Raw genomic sequence first — 17,900 nt, 5'->3', positions numbered from 1 at the left:
AGACATGAAAAACTCAGGACACAATGACAGTCTCCTGGTTGCAAAGGCCGGAGGGAGCCTTACAGATGTTATTTCCGGTGTAACCACCATTTTTAAGGACTCAGGCAGAAGAGTCCTGATAGTCCCGGGCGGCGGAGTCTTTGCCGATACTGTGCGTGAGCTTGACCCGAAACCCGATGCCGCACACTGGATGGCAATCCTGGGGATGGAGCAGTACGGCCATTACATATCATCTTTCGGAGTTCAGTCCACCGAAAACCCCTGCGAAACGAAAGGTGGCGCTGACAGGGTAAGAGTCCTTCTCCCCTACAGGATAATGAGGGAAAAAGATCCTCTCCCGCATTCCTGGGACGTAACGTCAGACTCGATAGCTGCGTGGGTCGCAGAGACCCTTTCAGCAGACCTTCTCGTACTCAAGTCCACAGACGGCCTGAAAAAGAACGGCTCTTTTTTAAAGGAAGTCTGCGCAGAGGAGGAGTTTGAAGAGGTCGACCCGTATTTTCTGCATTACGTTCTTGAAAAAAATATTGACACATGGGTTGTAAATGCCAGAAAACCCGAAGTGCTGAAGAAATTTCTGTCAGGTGAAGACTTTTTCGGCACTCATGTCCATGGGAAGTTTTTAAGAAGGTATACACCGAATTTATAAGATAATTTTAGGAGAAAAGAGTATGGAAACAGAAAAATGTACATCATGTAAAGCGCCTCTTTCAGAGGCGGGATGGACAAAATTTGAATGCCCAAAATGCGGCAGCATTATCTACAGATGCCACAGGTGCAGACACCAGAGCATCCCGTACGTCTGCCAGTCATGCGGATTCCAGGGGCCATAAGACAATGGGTGACGTTGTAATTATCGTAAAAGTGATGCCCGAATCACCGGATGTTGATCTTGCGGCATTAAAGGTTGCAATCAAGGAAAAATATCCGGGAACAAAGGATATCCAGGAAGAGCCTATCGGATTCGGACTTTCGGCCCTGAAGGTTGCAATAGTAATCCCCGACGGGGAGGCAGGAGCTTCCGAAGAGGCTGAAAATATCCTCTGTTCAATCGACGGTGTTCAGAGTGCCGAGATTGAATCCCTGACACTTACATAAAAAAGATAATATCAGGCATGCATATTGGAATTGACAAAAATTCCATATACTATTTTAATTCCATAAAACGAGATGCTTTTAAAATAAAACAGGAAATGCAAAAGATATGCTATGCCGCAATCCATTAAAAGCGTAACTTTAGCGAATTTTTACTGTCCGGCATAAATTAATCAGGATCTGCGGTTTTCAAACTGTCTTTACGGTTAAGATAAAAAACACCATACATCAAAAGCCTTCAGACAAATCCGGATTGCTAAAAGAGCAGAATAATAATTATTTTTCAGTTGGTTTCGTTTTCTTTGTCCTGCATCTGATTTTTGAGGTCTTCCATAACTTCGGCTGTTACACCGCGAATCTTCTCGACAGACTGCTGAAACTGCCTGACCTCACTTTCGTCAATTCGTATTGAGACCGGAAAAGCACCGTGACTGTTAAGTCTTGCCGGAACGCCTATGCAGACGTTTCCTATATCGTGCACTTCGCTTTTTACGTACGCCGAGACAGAAAGAATCCTGTTTTCATTTCCAAGAACAGTCCTCACAAGAGTCGCTATCGCAGCACCGGGACCGTAAATTGTCGCACCGCTCTTCTCGATTATATGCGAACCTGCAGTCTTCACCCAGTGGACCATCTCCTCTTTCGGCAGACTTGCGAAAGCAAGAAGATTTTTCACCTGAATTCCTCCGATAGTTGTCGCGGACCACAGGGGCACCATACTGTCGCCGTGCTCACCTATAATACGTGTATGGACTTCGCTTACGTGAACCTGAAAATGGTTTGCAACAAAGGATTTCAGCCGCATCGAGTCCAGATGCGTCCCCAGGCCGAATACGCGGTTTTGCGGAAACCCGGAATATTTCAGGGCAACTGCGGTCATTACGTCAACCGGATTTGTTACAACGAGTATTATGCTGTCAGGAGCGTTTTTTGCAATCATCTCAGCGTAACCGGCGATGATTACTGCGTTTTTCTTCGCGAGGTCAAGCCTGGTCTGGCCGTTATGACGCGGAATCCCTGCCGTTATTATAACAATGTCAGAGTCCTGTATATCCGCAGGGTCAATACTCCACTGAAGTCTCAGACTTCTGCCAAGCGCTGCAAAAGAGTCAATAAAATCCCATTTGGTGCCCTCAAGCACATTTTCATTGCCGTCCCTTCCAAAAAGAACCATCCTTGTCACAAAAGGTATACGCGACACAGAATATGCGGCAAACTGGCCTACTTTCCCGGAAGCACCTATAATGGTTACTTTTGCCATTAAATTCACCAAAAAGGGACACGCCCGGAGATGGGAATTACGTGCCTGAACTCCGTAAACATCCCCTTCTCCGCCCTGCAACCCCATGGGCACCAGACGCTTGCGGTAAGTCTGCTCCCTTCCGGGCCTGGACCGGTCCCCGCAACCAAAGACCTCAATTCCCTCCGGAATCACGGTTACTCTACGCTGATCTCACAGGACAAGGTTTCTCAGTCAAGGATAATTCACTTTGAACAGATCGCCAAAGCCGCTCTCCGGACTTCGTCCCCCGCATAATGGCGGTTTCGGGTAACAGGTGACGCCTAACCACCCGGACTAGTCCCTAATATACTAGGGACTCAAGGGATAAAAGCATCACCGCCAACTTTTATCTTCCAGTCCGAAACCGCGGCATACATTAAGCCCCTGTCATTTTTATCAAATATGTCCAGAGCCGCAAGTGTCCTGTCACCGCAGACAACCTCGGAAAGACCGGAATAGTCACCCATATAAACTTCATACGAGCAGTTTTTTCCCCTGAAAATGGCAGCTTTGAACGGTTTTTCAGTCCCGAAAAGACTCTTTAGCTCATCATAGCCGAGACGAAACTCCTCCTCCTCAATCTCAAGAATTTCCCTGTTGCAGCACAGGTTGACAATAGTCCAGAAGACTGCCGGGTACCAGATATCATTGAACACAACCGAATTCACACCGAAAAGTGCTGCAGAAATCCCGAGAGTCCCCGCACCGCAGCAGGCGTCTATGAATGTTTCAGGCAGATATTTCAGTGCATTCATACCGACAGAGTTTATTTTAGGGTCAAATCCACGCGGGAACTCGATATGCATCTCGGACTGACTTTTGTAGATGACAAATGGGGCCTGCCCGGCACGAAATACATCGCACCTGACATCACAGCCTGCAAGAAGAGTATTTTTATGAAATTTGGGGGTTTTTCCGGTTGCTTTCATGTCCGTATCCCCTGCTTCATTTAAGTCTTTTTTCCGGTTTTTTCCGGTGCAGGAAACCCCGGGTACAACACCGGCGTCCTTTATAACCCCCTTTACCTCGGAGACCTCTTCTACAATTCTTTTTGCCGAATCGCTCCCCGCATAAACTGTCTGGAGAACAAGCGAGTCTTTCGTGAGGTAAGGAGGGGAGGACATAGGAAATCCGGGTGTTACAAGGGGAATTCCGGTCTTTGAAAGAGAGACTCCAAAAGGAATATCTTTCTCCTCCCTCATTATCTGGTGGCAGTGGACCATTACGTCATCTATAAAACGCCTTTCACAATCAGGACAGGGATCCTTTATCTTTATATCGTCAGGAATAGTCCTGTTTCTGCGAAGTTGTGTCTTCGTGCATGAGGTACAGCCTGAAAACAGCGTATCAATAGAGGATAACACATCTGCTGCGTCCTTTATGCAGTCTTTTCCGCATACAGGACAGGTTATTTTAAAGTCATTCAGGCCCGGTCTCTCCATTTATTTCACTGCCTCTCTTTTTTGAAAAGAGAAGACTTAATAAAATATTATTCTTGCGGATTTTTACCGGGAGACCGGCCTGTCTGTTAAAAAACGTCAGTGGAATTTATTAAAATCTATTGAAAACCGCTAAGATTTATTTGAACTTACTGTATTACTTTATTGTACATTCGAGAGTCTTTTCATAACGTCCTCAATACCGCAGTGCTTTATCTCCATAAGGGAAGCGATGACGGCGTCTGAAAATATCATTGCAGAAGTCTCAAAAAGAGTCCCGATGGGTGCAAGCGGAAGTGAAAGGGACTTGTAGCCCCCGGTAATCTGTCTTACCTCAAATGTGTTCGGCCACTCTGTATCCGAAGGCGGATTTGAAGGCAGAACAACCCTGCAGTCCGCGATGTCTGCAATCCTTGACTTTTCATGGGCCGTTACAAGACACAGAAATCCCCCGAGGGATTTCGCGGTCTCGGCTATATCCACGACGGAATTCGTCTCTCCTGACCCGGAAAAGACTACAGCAAGGTCATCTTTTCTCATTGCTGGTGTAACCGTTTCCCCAACTACATAACTGTCAAGCCCGATATGCATCAGGCGCATGGCAAAAGCCCTGCCTATTAAGCCTGAACGCCCGGCGCCGGCAACATATATTCTCCTCTCCTTCAGAAGCTCTGATAAAAATACAGTTATATCCTCATCAGATATCTCATCGATAAGGCTGGAGACCTCTTTGGTCATAACCCGCATATTGTCACGGACACCCGGATTTTCACACCCGCTCATATGGCAGAAATGTTTATTGCAGGTAGTACTTGAATTGTAAACATCACGAAATGCAGTATGAACCCTGACATGAGATAATCCTCATACCGGGTAAAATCCTTCCTGCAATTTCAGATAAAAAATGATTCACACAAGGTGAAGTCACGGGGGCATTCTGATTTCACTTTCGCTTTTTTGCACTTTCACTCCGCGCACGGCGACACCATATATATTCACATAATCAATGCGTGACTAAGAAAGAAAAATCTCAAAATCAGGTGAATAAAAATGAAAAGAGCAGGATATATCCAGAAGTCAGGCTACCCGGCAAAGGACTACGACGGTTCGGGCCAGCGGATACTGGAGATATGCATCTCAAAAAAGGTCTACGCCGTTTCCGTCAGGGACATCAGAAGAATCCTGTATACGAACGAGACCGGAACAGTATGGTACTTGAAGCATAACTGGGGCAGGTATCTCAACGGCGCTGCCGGAAAGGCAGTAATGTCACGCTCAAAAAAAGCCGTGAACTTCATAATGGAAAACATGGGGATATACACGGTTTCAGTTGCCGCCCTCAAAAATATACTTTCGGGCTACGCCGGGTACTCATCAGTGTCCGAAATAGAGATTACGGCTGCAAAAAAGACAACATCCTACCAGTCGGCAATATCACCATGGATTGCCGTTTAAACGCCTGAAAAAAGAATACCACATTTTTTAGATAATTTTTAAGGAATATTTTTGCACCGTGATGACTGCATAAAAAAACAGCAGATCATCAAATAACTAAATCATACAGGAAAAAAACTTCTATAAGGAATATGAACGAAACACCCATTTTCTGGGATGAACATTACAAAAAATGCAGAAATGTCTGGGCAGGAAAAATCTCAGGTCTTCCCGGGCTTTGCCGCGGATCAAAAGTCCTTGAAGCAGGGTGCGGAAACGGAAAAAACCTCCTTTCAATGACAGGAAAAGGGTGGGATATAACAGGCTTTGACTTTTCGAAAAAAGCGGCTTACTTGTGCAGGCAGAACCTGAAAAATGATTCCTTTTCATCCGTTCTGGTCTCCGACGCATCGGACCTCCCCTTTAAAAACAGTATATTTGACGCGGTTTTTGCATACCACATCACCGGGCACTCGGAAAAGGTGAAAAGGAAAGAAATAGCCTTTGAATTTTCAAGAGTGCTTAAACCCGGCGGTATGCTTTATTTTTCCGAATTTGAAGTCTCGGATCTGCGGTCCGAATCAGGAGAAGAGACTGAAAAGAATACAGTTCTTAAAAAAAACGGGATACTTACACATTTTTTCACCGAAGCCGAGGTAAAAGACCTTTTTTCAGGTCTCAGCCCGGTATCGTCCAATGTCAGCAGGTGGAAAATGAAAATTAAGGGAACTGAATACAAAAGAGCCGAGATAAATGCGTCCTTTAAAAAAACATAAAGGGATTTTCATTTTTTTTCAAGGTAAACTTTAACGCAGGCCTCGCCTGAATCACGAAACGCCCTTGAAACGCCTGCAGGCCCAAGCTTTATCCCGCCGAATATGCGTGACACAACTATCGCATGACTGTCCAGTGAATTTTTTTCGAGAACCGATGAAAGAATTCTTCCGGGGTGTCCGACCTCACCGTCATTTTTAAACTCCCGGAAGACTCTTCCACCCGAATCAGAAAAATTTATGGCCGAGCAGTGATGTGCGGCTTTTTTATAGGTCTTTGCATGAATTTTCAGTATTTCCGGGTATTCTTCATGTGAGTATATCCTGTATAAATGCGCATAAAACCGGGATTTTTTCTCCTCGTATTTTACCGCCGAGAGCTCCTGCATTGTCGGTTCTACACAAACTATATCAGTACAGACAAAATAATGCTTTTGGAGAGGGGTTAATTGAAGATTAGCATAGGGGTATTAATTGCGTACTTTCTTCAGCTTATGATATTGTCAATAGTTATCTCCAGCCTTTTTACAGGGTACTATTTTTACGTCATCGGCGGTGTTTTCGCCCTGTTCTTAACGCTTATTCCGGCAATTGTTGAGCGCAGGATAAATATCACCATACCATGGGGAGTAATGCTCCTGATTGTCCTTTCCCTTTACGTTCACCTTGCAGGCGAATATTTCGGGTGGTACCTGGACTTCTACCCGTATTACGACAAGATAGCCCACTTTATATCCGGGTCTACCGTAGCACTCCTCGGGTTTACAGCTGTTCTGATAATGGACAGGTACACCGAGATGAACTTCAACCGCCCGATGATAATATTCATGATAATAATGATGACGATGGCATTCGGGGCTTTCTGGGAGATAATCGAATTTACCGTAGATACTTTCTTCGGCGGAAACATGCAGCACGGAAATACCGATACGATGCTTGACATGATCTTTGTCCTTTTCGGTGCGGTAGTAGTTGCTGCGGTCGGCAATTTCTATATGATGAAATTTCCCAAACGAAAAGTTGCCGAAATTTTTGCAGGAAACCTCAACCTGGATGAAGTAGAGAAGTGCAGTGCCGCAGTTTATGATAAAAAACAGGATTCAGAAACTGTTGTCGATACGGAAAAAAATACATAATTAAACAAATTACCACATAATTTATGGCATTAGCAGTCCCTGAAGCATTATGCAGCACTATGCGTAAAAAGAAACAAAAAACTGACTTACGGTTTCTTTTTTCAGCTAAAATATGAAATGACTCAAAATCTTTTTAACCGGTGTTAACAAATATTGTTTGCACAACCAATGTGCACAGCCGTCGCCGTGGACCCGCATGATCAAATGCCCCCCATTGAATCCTGCGGAGGACACGGCATCTGCGGCTGACACTTGACTTTTAAAAACGGGGGGCCCGTAGCTTAGTGGTGGAGCGCCCGGCTCATAACCGGGAGGCCGTGGGTTCGAACCCCTCCGGGCCCATCTTCATTTTTTAATGATTTATTTACCTGCATTTTTTAATTAAAAAATGTAATAACTCATATAACTGAATGGTTTGTTATTATTTTGATAATTCTCATCATTTTGTTGATTATAACAACGCTAGTTCTGTTTTACAGATGCTCTCAAACACAGGGCCAGATTGAGCAGAGAGCAAGAACAATTTTTGAATCATGGCGGCGACAGAAGGAAGACGAAGATACCAGACAATGGAAAGAAAATGAACTTGAACGGCTGTCTGATGACAAAGCAAAAAACAAATTTGAAAACTGAAAAAAAGGATGAGAAAGGGAATATCCGTAATCCGTACAGATGCAATAAAACGCAGCCAGTCAGTTACGCGTGGAAAGGTTACCGGGTTTCTTATTCCATTTTTCCCGGATTTCCCGTATACACCGGGGATGCAAGGTTTTTTGGACCGGCTGTTTAACCGGTATGGAAATAAAATAACCTGAAACCAGAGAAATTTTTACCTGTACTTTTTACAGTGTACAGCATCCCGGAAACGTTCAGACTTAAAAATTTCAAGATTCTGATTTTAAACAGTCTCACGCGATACACTACATTTTGAAACTTTCAAAAAAATAAATCATACCTGAGTACAATAAAATATTATCGTGATTATGATGGGGGATAAATCCGATTATTACGAAATACTTGGTCTGGACCACAACGCAACAACATCAGACATCAGGAAAGCATACAGAATACTTGTAAAAAAATATCATCCCGATGTCTCTCCACTTCCTGATGCTCTGGAATATTTCAAAAAAATAAACGAAGCGTATGAGGTTCTCGGAGACCCGGACAAAAAACCCATATATGACCAGTCCCTTGAAAACAAAGAAAAAGGCACAGAAGACAAAGATAATAACAAAGACCACACTTTTTACGCTCACAATGAAACGCTTCTCATTGACGGAAAAAATCTTTGCATCAAAAAATCCCGCCATTTAATAAGTGAAAACCAGGAATTCGTGGAGTACAAAGGTGAATACCTCAGGTTCAGCAGGGAATTATTCCCTTTTGACCTGAACTGCGTGGACTCTGAATACTATGTTGACACAGAGACGGTGACGATAGAAAACAGGGAGTTCGTATTTTCCAATTCGCACCACGTTATCGTCAGGGGGCAGGAATATATCCAGAACGGGGACAGTTACCTGCCCTTTGAATCAAAGAACAGACCGAAGTATGCGGGCAGAAAAAAACAGGGCGGGTCTAAAAGCAACCGTCCTGTCAAAAACCCTTGGAATCTATTCAAAATGTCGGCTGCAATAATCATACTTCTGGTCATCGGGTATTACGGGGCACTAAGTATGAACATTTTTGAAAACGGGAACAATCCTGCCGAAAATCTTCACGGAGCAGACTTCCCGGCAGTATCAAAGAATATTTCCTCCGAGGATAAAAGGGCACAGGCGATTGCAGAAGCAATAGACCCCGGCAGCCAGACCACAAAAAACTATGCTCTTTCAATAAGAGGCATAAATTCAAACGGAATAGTAAGCATTGAAGAAGTCTGCAACATCTGGGATATAGTAAAGGGAAAATGGACATATGTTCAGAACCCTGGCGGTTTTGGTCATTTTTCTCCGGCAAGGGACTTCATAAGACACGGAATGAAAGGTGATTGTGATGATTTTGCTATTGTTGTGGCGTCATTTATAGAAGCAGTCGGAGGAAAATCGAGAATAGTCTCAACAAACACTTCCGAAGGTGACGGACATTCATATGCGGAGGCTTACATTACAAACGACAGCCGGAAATTCGACATAATGTCCAAGTACATTCTGAAGATGTACAAGTGCAATTCGGCCGCCTACCACATAGACCACGACAAAAACAACGACCCGCAGTACTGGCTTAACCTGGACTGGCAGTCAGGACACCCCGGCGGAGAGTACTGCAACAGCAGCGGTGTTCTTACAGCATATTACCCGGACGGACACTGGTGCAAATTCAACCCCGGCAAACAGGAAAAACTATGAAATAAAACCCCCAGATCAAAGAAATTATCATTTTAGTCCTGCAAACCCTGCCTTCGCCCGGAAAACAATTTTTTTCGCTTTTAGAGCATTATCCGGATTACTAGTTTTGACCGGAAATGAAATATAATGATTAATCATTATATCTTGCGGATAGGTGATTTATCAATTGTCTCACAGCGAAGATTACAAAGACAGAAACAACATGTTTATAATCGACGGAACCGCAAATCCGGCCCCGCTTGGTCTTTTAGCCTTTGGTATGACGACAGTCCTCCTAAACCTGCATAATGCCGGATACTTCGGACTCGGCAGCATGATTATGGGAATGGGGATATTTTACGGCGGTCTTGCACAGGTCATTGCAGGGGTAATGGAATGGAAAAAGAAGAACACATTCGGAACGACTGCCTTCTGCTCATTCGGGTTTTTCTGGATAAGCCTTGTCGCAATCCTTATACTTCCCGGCTTAAACCTTGCAGCGGCACCGGGGGGTTATGAGATGGGCGCATACCTCTTCATGTGGGGTCTTTTCACCGCTGTAATGTTTATTGCAACATTAAAGCTTGGCAGGGCCCTTCAGTTCGTATTCGGATCGCTTGCAGTCCTTTTTTTCCTGCTTGCACTTGGGGATTTCACAGGAAGTACGACTGTAACGACAGTTGCAGGATATGAAGGAATAATTTGCGGGCTGTCAGCGATGTATGCAGGTCTTGCACAGGTTATTAACGAAGTTTACGGGAGGGAAAAACTCCCGGTCTGACAAAATACAGATTTAAGGGAAAATCAGGAATTGTTCAGTCGGCGAGGTCCCCGCGGCCGAGTTTTCTTACAGCAGCCCTTGCAGCCGCACGGACCTCGCTTTCCTCGTCATCAAGAAGAGGAATTACAAGGTCTGCAAACTCCCAGTAGCTCATAAGCCCGAGTGCCTCGGCAGCAGAGGCACGGATCTTCGGGTTTTCATCGGAAAGCATAGGCTTTATGCAAAAAACCGATTCACGGTCGCCAATCTCCCCGAGCGCTTTTGCGGCACCGCTTCTCACCCATTTGTCGCTGTGGTCCAGAAGCGCCAGTAGGGGCACAACAGAACTTTTGTCCCGGAACTTTGCAAGAGAGCATATCGCGACATAAAGAACGCCCGGGTCGGTCTCACATTTGGCGCATTCAATAAGATAAGGCACAGCCCGCGGGTCCTTATAATTTCCAAGGGCTTCGGCAGCCTTTGTCCGGTAGGGTATCCCCGGGTCTTTAAGCTGCTTTATGTATATTTCAAAATTTTCCTTTTCGCGCCTCATTCTCTCGGCATGGATCCTCTCATAGAGTCCGTCATACATTTTTTTCACCCCGGGATGAATTCAGATACATCATGAAACTTCTTAAATTTAGTGGAAAGAAAAAAGAGGAATAATTTCCGGCACTTTTAAAGTGCCACGAGAAACGCTGCTATCACAAAGGGAATTGAAAAAATAAGAAAAGTATAAAGGAGATTTGCAATCTTACAGTTAGCACACGACGATACGAAATAAGAGCCTGTAAGTGCCGGAATCAGCCACCCGTAAGCAAAACCTGCAAGATGCGCAAACATATTTTTGCTGGTGTGAATATCAGTGACAATAATGAAAACAGGCAAAATGACAAGAAGTGAAACTAAGAAGAGAATGGGGAGGCAAACCGAGACTATCCTTACAAAATCACCACCGTGACCTGCAAGACGCGGGGAAAGCGCTTTCAATAAAAAAAGAGAGACCAGAAAAAGCATAAACCCGGTAAGCGCCCAGACAACACCCGAAAATCCGACAGAGTAACGCATAACTTCATCGATGACACCAATCTGCCGGTAAATATAGGATATAATCGATATTGAAAACGGGACAACTGCAATAATCTGGATGTACACCGCCAGGAGGTAATATTCCGGCATCATTATACCGATTTTCGGGTAAAAAAAGAAGTACAAAATCCCGATTATAACAGATACTACCAAAAATGAAGCAATGTTGTTCACCATATGAAACGGATTATCCTGGGAGTGCACATATTTCGAGAGGTATAAAGAGAAAAAATTCGGCGAATCGTAGTCCAAAATGATATAATCGCTCGCAGCTTCAGAAGAAATCATACCCGATGCAACCATACTTTCAATGGCATAAAGGATGATTATCAGAATTATTACGAATGCCACGTATCCTGAAAACTTAATGTTTCTTTCTTTTGAATTTCCGATATCAGGTTTAAAAGGCAGGTTTTCTGCATTTTCAGGCAATTATTTCCCCCCCATAATTCTACATTCAAGACTAAACACCTGAAAAACAGTCACGACGCAAAAACGAAAGTCCCTGCATTTTTTCCGTTTTTCAAAGGGCACATGAAATTAATCCATGCTATTGCTCTTTTAGAACTTATACATTACGGGAAAATTCATACGAAAAACAATTATTTTATTACCTGCACAACGGTCTTCTCTAACACTTATCGCTTATTAGAACAAACATTGTTAAGCAATATTAGTGAGGCTTGTTTTCAGAATATGAAACCAGAAGATTTATGCGGCACGCCTGTAATTCAGGCAAAGGTAAGACCCGGCATGACCGTAAACGAACTCGTGGAACAGTACGGAAATACGCGTGCGTATAACGCCGGCTCTCTCTGGCGGGCCGTAAATATATATGAAAATATGCTCAGGGACAAAGACGCCGTCAAGTTCTTTGGACTTGCAGGAGCAATGGTCCCCGGAGGAATGGGCGGAATAGTCTCTGACTTAATAGACAGGGGCCACATCGATATACTGGTATCCACGGGCGCCAACCTGACGCACGATACTATAGAAGCAATCGGGTGCAAACACTACCACGGAACTGAAATCTGCGACGACGTGCTTCTCCGTGAAGAGGAGATAAACAGGATATATGACATATTCCTCCCTAACGACGCTTTCATAAAATTTGAGAGCTTTTTGCAGGAGGTCTTTGAAAGCCTTGAAAAATCACAGAAGTACTCGATTCAGGATATAACACATCTTATCGGCGAGCATTTAAACACCGGAATACTTGCAGAGGCCGCAAAAAAAGATATTCCCGTGTTCTGCCCGGCCCTCCAGGACTCGATGATCGGCCTTCAGTACTGGCTTTTCAACCAGACAAGGGGAATCACAGTAGACGCATTCAAAGACATGTCAAAATTAATCGACAGGTGCTTTGCCGCAAAAAAGGCCGGTGCAATGCTTGTCGGCGGAGGAGTGCCCAAAAACTACATATTCCAGAGCATGCTAATGACACCTAACGGCTTTGACTATGCAGTCCAGCTTACAGGTGACAGACCTGATTTGGGAGGGCTTTCCGGGGCGACACTTGACGAGGCAAAGTCCTGGGGAAAGCTTACAGGAGAGGCAAAGGGACAGACCGTATACGGCGATGCCACTATAAACCTTCCCTTAATTGTTGCAGCCGTTCTGGAAAGACTTGAGGATTGAAGATGACAGACCTTATCCTGGCCCTTGATGTCCTGACAAGAGAGGACGCCATAGAGATTACCGAAAAAACGGCACCGTACATTGATGCCGTAAAAATAGGGTATCCTCTTGTACTTGGAGCAGGGCTTTCAATAGCAGGAGAACTTCTGCATTTTGACCTTCCGCTTATAGCCGACTTCAAGGTCGCAGACATCCCGAATACAAACAGCCTTATCGCAGGGCATGTCTTTGAGGCCGGTTTTTCAGGAATAATCACGCACGGCTTTACCGGAAGCGACTCCGTTATCGCATGCGTCGAAGCGGCGCACGACGCCGGCGGGGAATGCTATGTAGTAAGCGAGATGAGCCATCCCGGCGCTCTGGAATTTCTTTCCGGTGAAAATGCCGAAAAGATAGCAGGAATGGCAGTTGAATGCGGGGCGGACGGGATAATTGCACCCGCAACGAGGCCTGAACGTGTAAAAGCCCTGAGAGAGATTGTCGGCAGCAGAAAGATCCTCTCCCCCGGGGTAGGTGCACAGGGCGGGGACGCACACATCATAGCTCCTTTAATTGACGGGATGATCGTCGGCCGCTCCATATATTCAGCCGAAGACCCCGCAAAAGAAGCAGAAAAATATGCCTTCATCCGCCGATGATGAGATGACCCGACTCTGATCCTTTTTTAACAAAGTTAACAAAGGGTGATGATGAACCCTATGAGTCACCTGAGGCGGATTCATATCAGCATTAGAGTGAACGTTTAAAGCCCGGCCGGATATCATCTGCCTGGCATTTATTTCTAAAAAGCAGTTTTTCTAAAGAAAGCAAAACAGGAATTACTTTTCAGTAAAAGTCCATGGGGCTTCCGCGGTCCATGGTCATCTTGTATTTTTTTGCAAGTGCATACCCGAAGTCCTCTTCCTTGCCTTCAGGGACTTTTACACCGGCTTTTTTAACTCTTGAAAGCAGTTCTTCCTTCAAATCATCCCGCGATGAGATGCCCCTTTTGTAAACAGCATAAAATACCTGGTCCAGGTCGGGAATTTCGTATCTTACGCCGTCAAAAACCATTCCCGACATGTCCTCGTCAAGGCCCGCATCAGGCAGATTTTTTCCCATAGAGACCTATATTTCACTTTCAAAGTTAAAAATACTGGTGACAGGAAGGCCCCTGGCGTAAATTAGCTATCCGCAGACAATGAAAGGCAATTTCCTGGTCTGCAATAGTCCGGGAGAAAATTCACTTAAAAAATCCTTGTTTTAGGTAAAGAAATATTTAAATAAGACAAAAAGATTTAATGTCTCTGCCGGGGATTCTAATATATGATATGGACTGAGGAACAGCTTGCACTCGCAAAAAAATACAAAAGCCTTGAAGATATCCCGGTTGAAGAGAGACGCTACAAATGCCACACCTGCAACCATATCGTTGACGAAACACCATGCCCCTGCTGCGGGGAGACAAATCTTGAGATTATGTGCCCTCTTGACCACTGCAACTGCCAGCACAGCATAATAGAGAAGATAGAGTACTGCCCGCTTTGCGGCCAGCCAATCTGCCCTGAATGCGGCTCACACGACGTATCGCAGGTATCAAGGGTAACGGGCTACCTGGCAGACGTTGCAGGATGGAACCATGGCAAACAGCAGGAATTAAAAGACCGCACGCACTACAACGTAGCATGAAGTATTTCCTTCACAAAAATACTCTTTTTATAAGAGGCTCTTTTAAAGCCGCCAGCACAGGAATAAATGGTGGAATTTCTGATATCACAACAGTCGTAAACCATACTGTTCCGCGTGACTTCAACGAAGATGACCCGTACAGGCTTCTCAGAAATATAATCAGTGAAAGGGGATACAAAGACGATTTTTTTGGAATGCTGACTGCCGTCGGGATGAAGAACCTCTGCATAATGTCATACGAATACATCACGGTATTTGTCACGGCAGGTGTCTCAAATCCTAACCCGAAAGGTCCGAACACTATCAATATAATAATCCATTCAAGGGAGGCATTATCCGACGGTGCCCTTCTCGAGACGATAATAACTGCAACCGAGGCAAAGGCCGACGCTCTAATTTCAGCGGGGTACAGCTTCACCGGCACGACGACAGACGAAGTCGTCGTAATTTATGACAGACAAGGGTCAGAAAACAGAAAATTCCACGAATCTGCAGGGACCTATACCGGATGCGGCGACAAAGTCTACACATGCGTAAAGAACGGAGTGACCGAGTCAATCAGAAGGTACGACGGTGTTATTGAAGCGGATGAGCCGTCATTTTTCATATTCACCACAAAAGACGGACTGAAGATGAACCTGTGGCAGAGGAGGAAATGCCAGTATTATCCGTGCCATTTCAAAGGGCAGAGATGCGAACTGTGCTACTGCCCGCATTACCCTTGCGGTGACGAGGAGCTCGGTGAATGGGTGGACTCGGTATCGCAGGGAAAAAAAATATGGTCATGCAAAAACTGTCTCCTGAACCATTACCCCGATATAGTAAGAGCCGTCTTAAAAAACCCGGAAACTGAACTTTCGGAACTCAAAAAAATATCATGCGAACTCGGACTGAAGATGTCAGAGCAACAGCCGGACAGTAACACTTTATAATTTTTCTCTCCTATTTTTAATGTTCAGGTATCGGGTGCACCTGCAGACACAAATTAAACACCCTGCCATATAAGCATATGTAAAACAGGCTTTATTAAACCCAAAAAAATAGATGGTTTTGCCGGATACGGCTTAGTTCTCGATTCCGAGGGCCTTCAAAAGCTCAGGGAGAGGAATCCCGTGCTCCTCTGCCGCCTGGCGGATTGTCTCTCCGTTGGCAAGAGCACAGCCGACACAACCCATCCCAAAGCGCATCAGCGTCTCTGCCGCCCTTGGATTCTCCTGTAGCAGTTCACTTAAAGAACTATCTGCTGTTAATACCATGATAACAGTCTTTGAAATTAAAGGTACTTAATAAGTTCTAAAATACAAACCCGTAATTCACTTTCAGGGTGCTCGTAATAGCTATATATAGTGATCAAATCCTGAGTAATGATTGGAGATGTGAAAATTATGGACATTGATCCCCAGATAACAGAAAGAATCTCCCATAAGATTGAAGAAAAGGGCGGTTTCGTCGAGAAAGAAAGAATACTGTCCAAGCTTAAGCTTCTTGTTTCAGACTTTGGAATCCCTGCCGAAGAGGCAGAAAGGACGGTTACGAATGAATTTCTGCGTGAACAAAACCTTTCCAGCACCGGAAGGCAGAACCAGGACGTCTCAAAAATAGCAGACGCAAACCCGGGCGACTGGGTGACGGTCGAAGGAAAAATCGTTTCCATCTCAAACCCCCCGTCACCTTCAATAGCGCAGGCGGGCATTATAGCCGACGACTCCGGAGCAGTAAGGTTTGTCGTATGGTCAAAAGCGGACTGCCCGGCATTTGAAATCGGTAAAAGGTACAGAATAGAATCCGCAACGATAGACGAGTTCAGGGGTTCTCCAAGCATGAAGATTCATTCAGGTACAAAGGTCACCGAAACCGAAGAGGAAATCCCGCTTATGCCCAAACCTGAATTCATATCAGACTTAAAACCCGGCGTTGCAACAGTCCGCGTCAAAATAATCCAGAACTGGGAGCCACGCCACGAGAGGATGTTTCAGACGGGAGTCCTCGGTGATGAAACAGGGACAGCGAAATTCGTCACCTGGAAGGACGACAGCAACGTAAAGCTTGAGGAAGGCAGGGTCTACAACATATACTACGCGGGAGTCGATGAATACCAGGGAAAAATCTCGCTTAACCTCACCGGAACAGACATAATCGAAGAAGAAGGAGCATCCATCGAAGTTTCAGGCGGGAACGCCACATTATCCGGGTCATTCATAAATATGGGCCCGGGGTCAGGCCTTATCAAAAGGTGCCCGGTAGAAGGGTGCAACCGTGTCCTAAACAGGCAGAATTTCTGCCCGGTTCATGAAGTACAGAGCAAATTCAGATACGATTTAAGAATTACAGGCGTTATTGACGACGGAACCAAAGCCACAAATGTCCTTATACAAAGGGACGAGACTGAAAAGATTACCGGAATAACGCTTGAAAAAGCAATAGAGATAGCGGAAAACAATCCTCTCGGGATGGATGACGTATTCATGAGGATGCAGGACGTTATTCTGGGAAGATACCTCCAGTGCCGCGGCAACGACCTTGAAGGGACGTTTCTAGTAAAAAGCTGCCAGCCGCAGTCTTTCGATTCACAGAAGCATACGCAGCTTATAAACCGTGCCCATGAACAGGAGGAGGTGGACTTATAATGCCGTCAAATGCAGCAAATGACCAGAACGGGCAGAAAAGATACGTAAGAGAGCCAGCCAAAAGGGTTTTTGCATCCGAACTGCGTGAGACAAGACTCCAGTTCAAGGACGGGGACGACGAGAAAAGTCCAGTCTACGTTATGCTCCCTACAGGAGAGAGATGCAACAGGATTTTCTTCTGCGGACAGATGACCCAGAAGGAAAGAAAAGGAGACGAAAACCCGTTTTACACAGCCCGTGTAAGCGACCCGACAGGAATATTCTTTATAAATGCGGGGAGTTACCAGCAGGAGGCAATGCTTAAAATATCACAGATAGAGACCGGTGCATACGTATCCGTCGTAGGAAAGCCTATAGTCCGTGAAACGCCTGACGGAGCCGTGTTCGTATCAGTAAGGGCCGAAAACATATCCGAAACCGACTTTGAAACCGTAAAAATCTGGGTTGACGATGCAGCAGAAGCTACACTTGACAGGCTGGATATATCAGAGTCAGAACCAGAAAGTTCAGGGGATTCAGCAAAAGCGGATGAGTTCTACAACCCCGATAAAAGGGCCCTCAGAAAAATGGTCTATGATGCACTTGTAAAAACAGAAATCTAAAAACAAATTAAAAAACATTTTTCTGCT

Annotated in this window: 24 protein-coding genes, 1 tRNA gene and 1 other RNA gene; 17 read left to right on the top strand and 9 right to left on the bottom strand. The window is 45.0% G+C overall.

Features of this window, described 5'->3' with window-relative positions:
* Nucleotides 1-4: 4 nt before the first annotated feature.
* The 3 genes from J2128_RS06895 to J2128_RS06885 are packed head-to-tail and all read left to right on the top strand — an operon-like array spanning nt 5 to nt 1,098.
* Nucleotides 5-649, top strand: coding sequence for a uridylate kinase (locus tag J2128_RS06895; protein WP_209690412.1), 645 nt, complete (start codon nt 5-7; stop codon nt 647-649).
* Between the two features lie 22 nt (nt 650-671).
* Entirely contained in the window at nt 672-833 is a 162-nt protein-coding gene (locus J2128_RS06890) for a zinc finger domain-containing protein (RefSeq protein ID WP_209690411.1), read from the top strand.
* A gap of 4 nt (nt 834-837) precedes the next feature.
* Nucleotides 838-1,098 (top strand): elongation factor 1-beta, encoded by a 261-nt coding sequence (locus J2128_RS06885; RefSeq protein WP_209690410.1) that lies wholly within the window; start codon nt 838-840, stop codon nt 1,096-1,098.
* A gap of 280 nt (nt 1,099-1,378) precedes the next feature.
* Here the strand turns inward: J2128_RS06885 and J2128_RS06880 are convergent, their stop codons facing one another.
* From J2128_RS06880 to hxlB, 4 genes are all read right to left on the bottom strand, one after another.
* Nucleotides 1,379-2,356, bottom strand: a complete 978-nt coding sequence (locus J2128_RS06880) for a malate dehydrogenase (protein ID WP_209690409.1) — start codon at nt 2,354-2,356, stop codon at nt 1,379-1,381.
* A 12-nt stretch (nt 2,357-2,368) separates the two neighbouring features.
* Nucleotides 2,369-2,682, bottom strand: an RNA gene (ffs, locus tag J2128_RS06875) — signal recognition particle sRNA.
* A gap of 12 nt (nt 2,683-2,694) precedes the next feature.
* Entirely contained in the window at nt 2,695-3,819 is a 1,125-nt protein-coding gene (locus J2128_RS06870) for a hypothetical protein (RefSeq protein WP_209690408.1), read from the bottom strand.
* Nucleotides 3,820-3,978: 159 nt separating this feature from the next.
* Nucleotides 3,979-4,599, bottom strand: a complete 621-nt coding sequence (gene hxlB, locus J2128_RS06865; RefSeq protein WP_209690407.1) for a 6-phospho-3-hexuloisomerase — start codon at nt 4,597-4,599, stop codon at nt 3,979-3,981.
* A gap of 267 nt (nt 4,600-4,866) precedes the next feature.
* On the opposite strand from hxlB, the gene J2128_RS06860 reads away from it, so the two are divergent.
* Both J2128_RS06860 and J2128_RS06855 read left to right on the top strand, forming a co-directional pair.
* Nucleotides 4,867-5,271: a hypothetical protein gene (locus J2128_RS06860; RefSeq protein WP_209690406.1), complete on the top strand. Its 405-nt coding sequence runs from the start codon at nt 4,867-4,869 to the stop codon at nt 5,269-5,271.
* A 131-nt stretch (nt 5,272-5,402) separates the two neighbouring features.
* On the top strand, nt 5,403-6,026 hold the full coding sequence (locus J2128_RS06855; protein WP_209690405.1) for a class I SAM-dependent methyltransferase: 624 nt from the start codon (nt 5,403-5,405) through the stop codon (nt 6,024-6,026).
* A gap of 8 nt (nt 6,027-6,034) precedes the next feature.
* On the opposite strand, the gene J2128_RS06850 is transcribed toward J2128_RS06855, so the two are convergent.
* Nucleotides 6,035-6,412 carry a YigZ family protein gene (locus J2128_RS06850; protein ID WP_209690404.1) on the bottom strand — a complete coding sequence of 126 codons (378 nt, stop codon included), beginning with the start codon at nt 6,410-6,412 and terminating at the stop codon, nt 6,035-6,037.
* A gap of 60 nt (nt 6,413-6,472) precedes the next feature.
* On the opposite strand from J2128_RS06850, the gene J2128_RS06845 reads away from it, so the two are divergent.
* The 6 genes from J2128_RS06845 (at nt 6,473) to J2128_RS06820 (ending at nt 10,270) form a co-directional block, all read left to right on the top strand.
* Nucleotides 6,473-7,159, top strand: coding sequence for a DUF2238 domain-containing protein (locus J2128_RS06845; RefSeq protein WP_209690403.1), 687 nt, complete (start codon nt 6,473-6,475; stop codon nt 7,157-7,159).
* 270 nt (nt 7,160-7,429) lie between these two features.
* Nucleotides 7,430-7,501 (top strand) — tRNA-Ile (locus J2128_RS06840).
* Nucleotides 7,502-7,585: 84 nt separating this feature from the next.
* A complete protein-coding gene (locus tag J2128_RS13015; protein WP_209690402.1) occupies nt 7,586-7,792 on the top strand; it encodes a Holliday junction resolvase-like protein in 207 nt (68 codons plus the stop codon).
* Nucleotides 7,793-7,800: 8 nt separating this feature from the next.
* Nucleotides 7,801-7,974: a Holliday junction resolvase-like protein gene (locus J2128_RS13010; RefSeq protein WP_209690401.1), complete on the top strand. Its 174-nt coding sequence runs from the start codon at nt 7,801-7,803 to the stop codon at nt 7,972-7,974.
* Between the two features lie 168 nt (nt 7,975-8,142).
* Nucleotides 8,143-9,510, top strand: a complete 1,368-nt coding sequence (locus J2128_RS06825; protein ID WP_209690400.1) for a transglutaminase-like domain-containing protein — start codon at nt 8,143-8,145, stop codon at nt 9,508-9,510.
* Between the two features lie 202 nt (nt 9,511-9,712).
* Nucleotides 9,713-10,270 (top strand): acetate uptake transporter, encoded by a 558-nt coding sequence (locus J2128_RS06820; protein WP_209690858.1) that lies wholly within the window; start codon nt 9,713-9,715, stop codon nt 10,268-10,270.
* Between the two features lie 34 nt (nt 10,271-10,304).
* On the opposite strand, the gene J2128_RS06815 is transcribed toward J2128_RS06820, so the two are convergent.
* Nucleotides 10,305-10,841, bottom strand: coding sequence for a HEAT repeat domain-containing protein (locus J2128_RS06815; protein WP_209690399.1), 537 nt, complete (start codon nt 10,839-10,841; stop codon nt 10,305-10,307).
* A gap of 86 nt (nt 10,842-10,927) precedes the next feature.
* Complete coding sequence (locus J2128_RS06810) at nt 10,928-11,770, bottom strand: hypothetical protein (protein ID WP_209690398.1); 843 nt, start codon at nt 11,768-11,770, stop codon at nt 10,928-10,930.
* Nucleotides 11,771-12,034: 264 nt separating this feature from the next.
* Here J2128_RS06810 and J2128_RS06805 point away from each other — a divergent pair, with 264 nt between their 5' ends.
* Both J2128_RS06805 and pyrF read left to right on the top strand, forming a co-directional pair.
* Nucleotides 12,035-12,976, top strand: coding sequence for a deoxyhypusine synthase (locus J2128_RS06805; protein WP_209690397.1), 942 nt, complete (start codon nt 12,035-12,037; stop codon nt 12,974-12,976).
* A 2-nt stretch (nt 12,977-12,978) separates the two neighbouring features.
* Nucleotides 12,979-13,614: an orotidine-5'-phosphate decarboxylase gene (gene pyrF / locus J2128_RS06800; RefSeq protein WP_209690396.1), complete on the top strand. Its 636-nt coding sequence runs from the start codon at nt 12,979-12,981 to the stop codon at nt 13,612-13,614.
* Nucleotides 13,615-13,801: 187 nt separating this feature from the next.
* Here the strand turns inward: pyrF and J2128_RS06795 are convergent, their stop codons facing one another.
* Complete coding sequence (locus tag J2128_RS06795; RefSeq protein ID WP_209690395.1) at nt 13,802-14,077, bottom strand: hypothetical protein; 276 nt, start codon at nt 14,075-14,077, stop codon at nt 13,802-13,804.
* 204 nt (nt 14,078-14,281) lie between these two features.
* Here J2128_RS06795 and nrdD point away from each other — a divergent pair, with 204 nt between their 5' ends.
* Both nrdD and J2128_RS06785 read left to right on the top strand, forming a co-directional pair.
* Entirely contained in the window at nt 14,282-14,644 is a 363-nt protein-coding gene (gene nrdD / locus J2128_RS06790) for an anaerobic ribonucleoside-triphosphate reductase (protein ID WP_209690394.1), read from the top strand.
* Nucleotides 14,641-15,576, top strand: coding sequence for an adenosylcobinamide amidohydrolase (locus J2128_RS06785; protein WP_209690393.1), 936 nt, complete (start codon nt 14,641-14,643; stop codon nt 15,574-15,576). Before nrdD ends, J2128_RS06785 begins: the two co-directional genes overlap by 4 nt.
* A 132-nt stretch (nt 15,577-15,708) precedes the next feature.
* On the opposite strand, the gene J2128_RS06780 is transcribed toward J2128_RS06785, so the two are convergent.
* Nucleotides 15,709-15,900, bottom strand: a complete 192-nt coding sequence (locus tag J2128_RS06780) for a DUF1858 domain-containing protein (RefSeq protein WP_209690392.1) — start codon at nt 15,898-15,900, stop codon at nt 15,709-15,711.
* A 108-nt stretch (nt 15,901-16,008) separates the two neighbouring features.
* Between J2128_RS06780 and J2128_RS06775 the strand changes: the two genes are divergently transcribed.
* Together J2128_RS06775 and J2128_RS06770 are read left to right on the top strand one after the other, a co-directional pair.
* A complete protein-coding gene (locus tag J2128_RS06775) occupies nt 16,009-17,271 on the top strand; it encodes a nucleotide-binding protein (protein WP_245323453.1) in 1,263 nt (420 codons plus the stop codon).
* The gene (locus tag J2128_RS06770) at nt 17,271-17,873 is read left to right on the top strand and encodes a nucleic acid-binding protein (protein ID WP_209690391.1); all 603 of its coding nucleotides are present in this window, start codon (nt 17,271-17,273) and stop codon (nt 17,871-17,873) included. The genes J2128_RS06775 and J2128_RS06770 overlap by 1 nt, the downstream gene beginning before the upstream one ends.
* Nucleotides 17,874-17,900 lie beyond the last annotated feature (27 nt).

Origin of the sequence: Methanomicrobium sp. W14 (assembly GCF_017875315.1) — an archaeon.
In the GTDB taxonomy this organism is placed as follows: domain Archaea; phylum Halobacteriota; class Methanomicrobia; order Methanomicrobiales; family Methanomicrobiaceae; genus Methanomicrobium.
The sequence above is the reverse complement of the archived record's forward strand: the minus strand, read 5'-3'. Positions and strand labels throughout refer to the sequence as shown.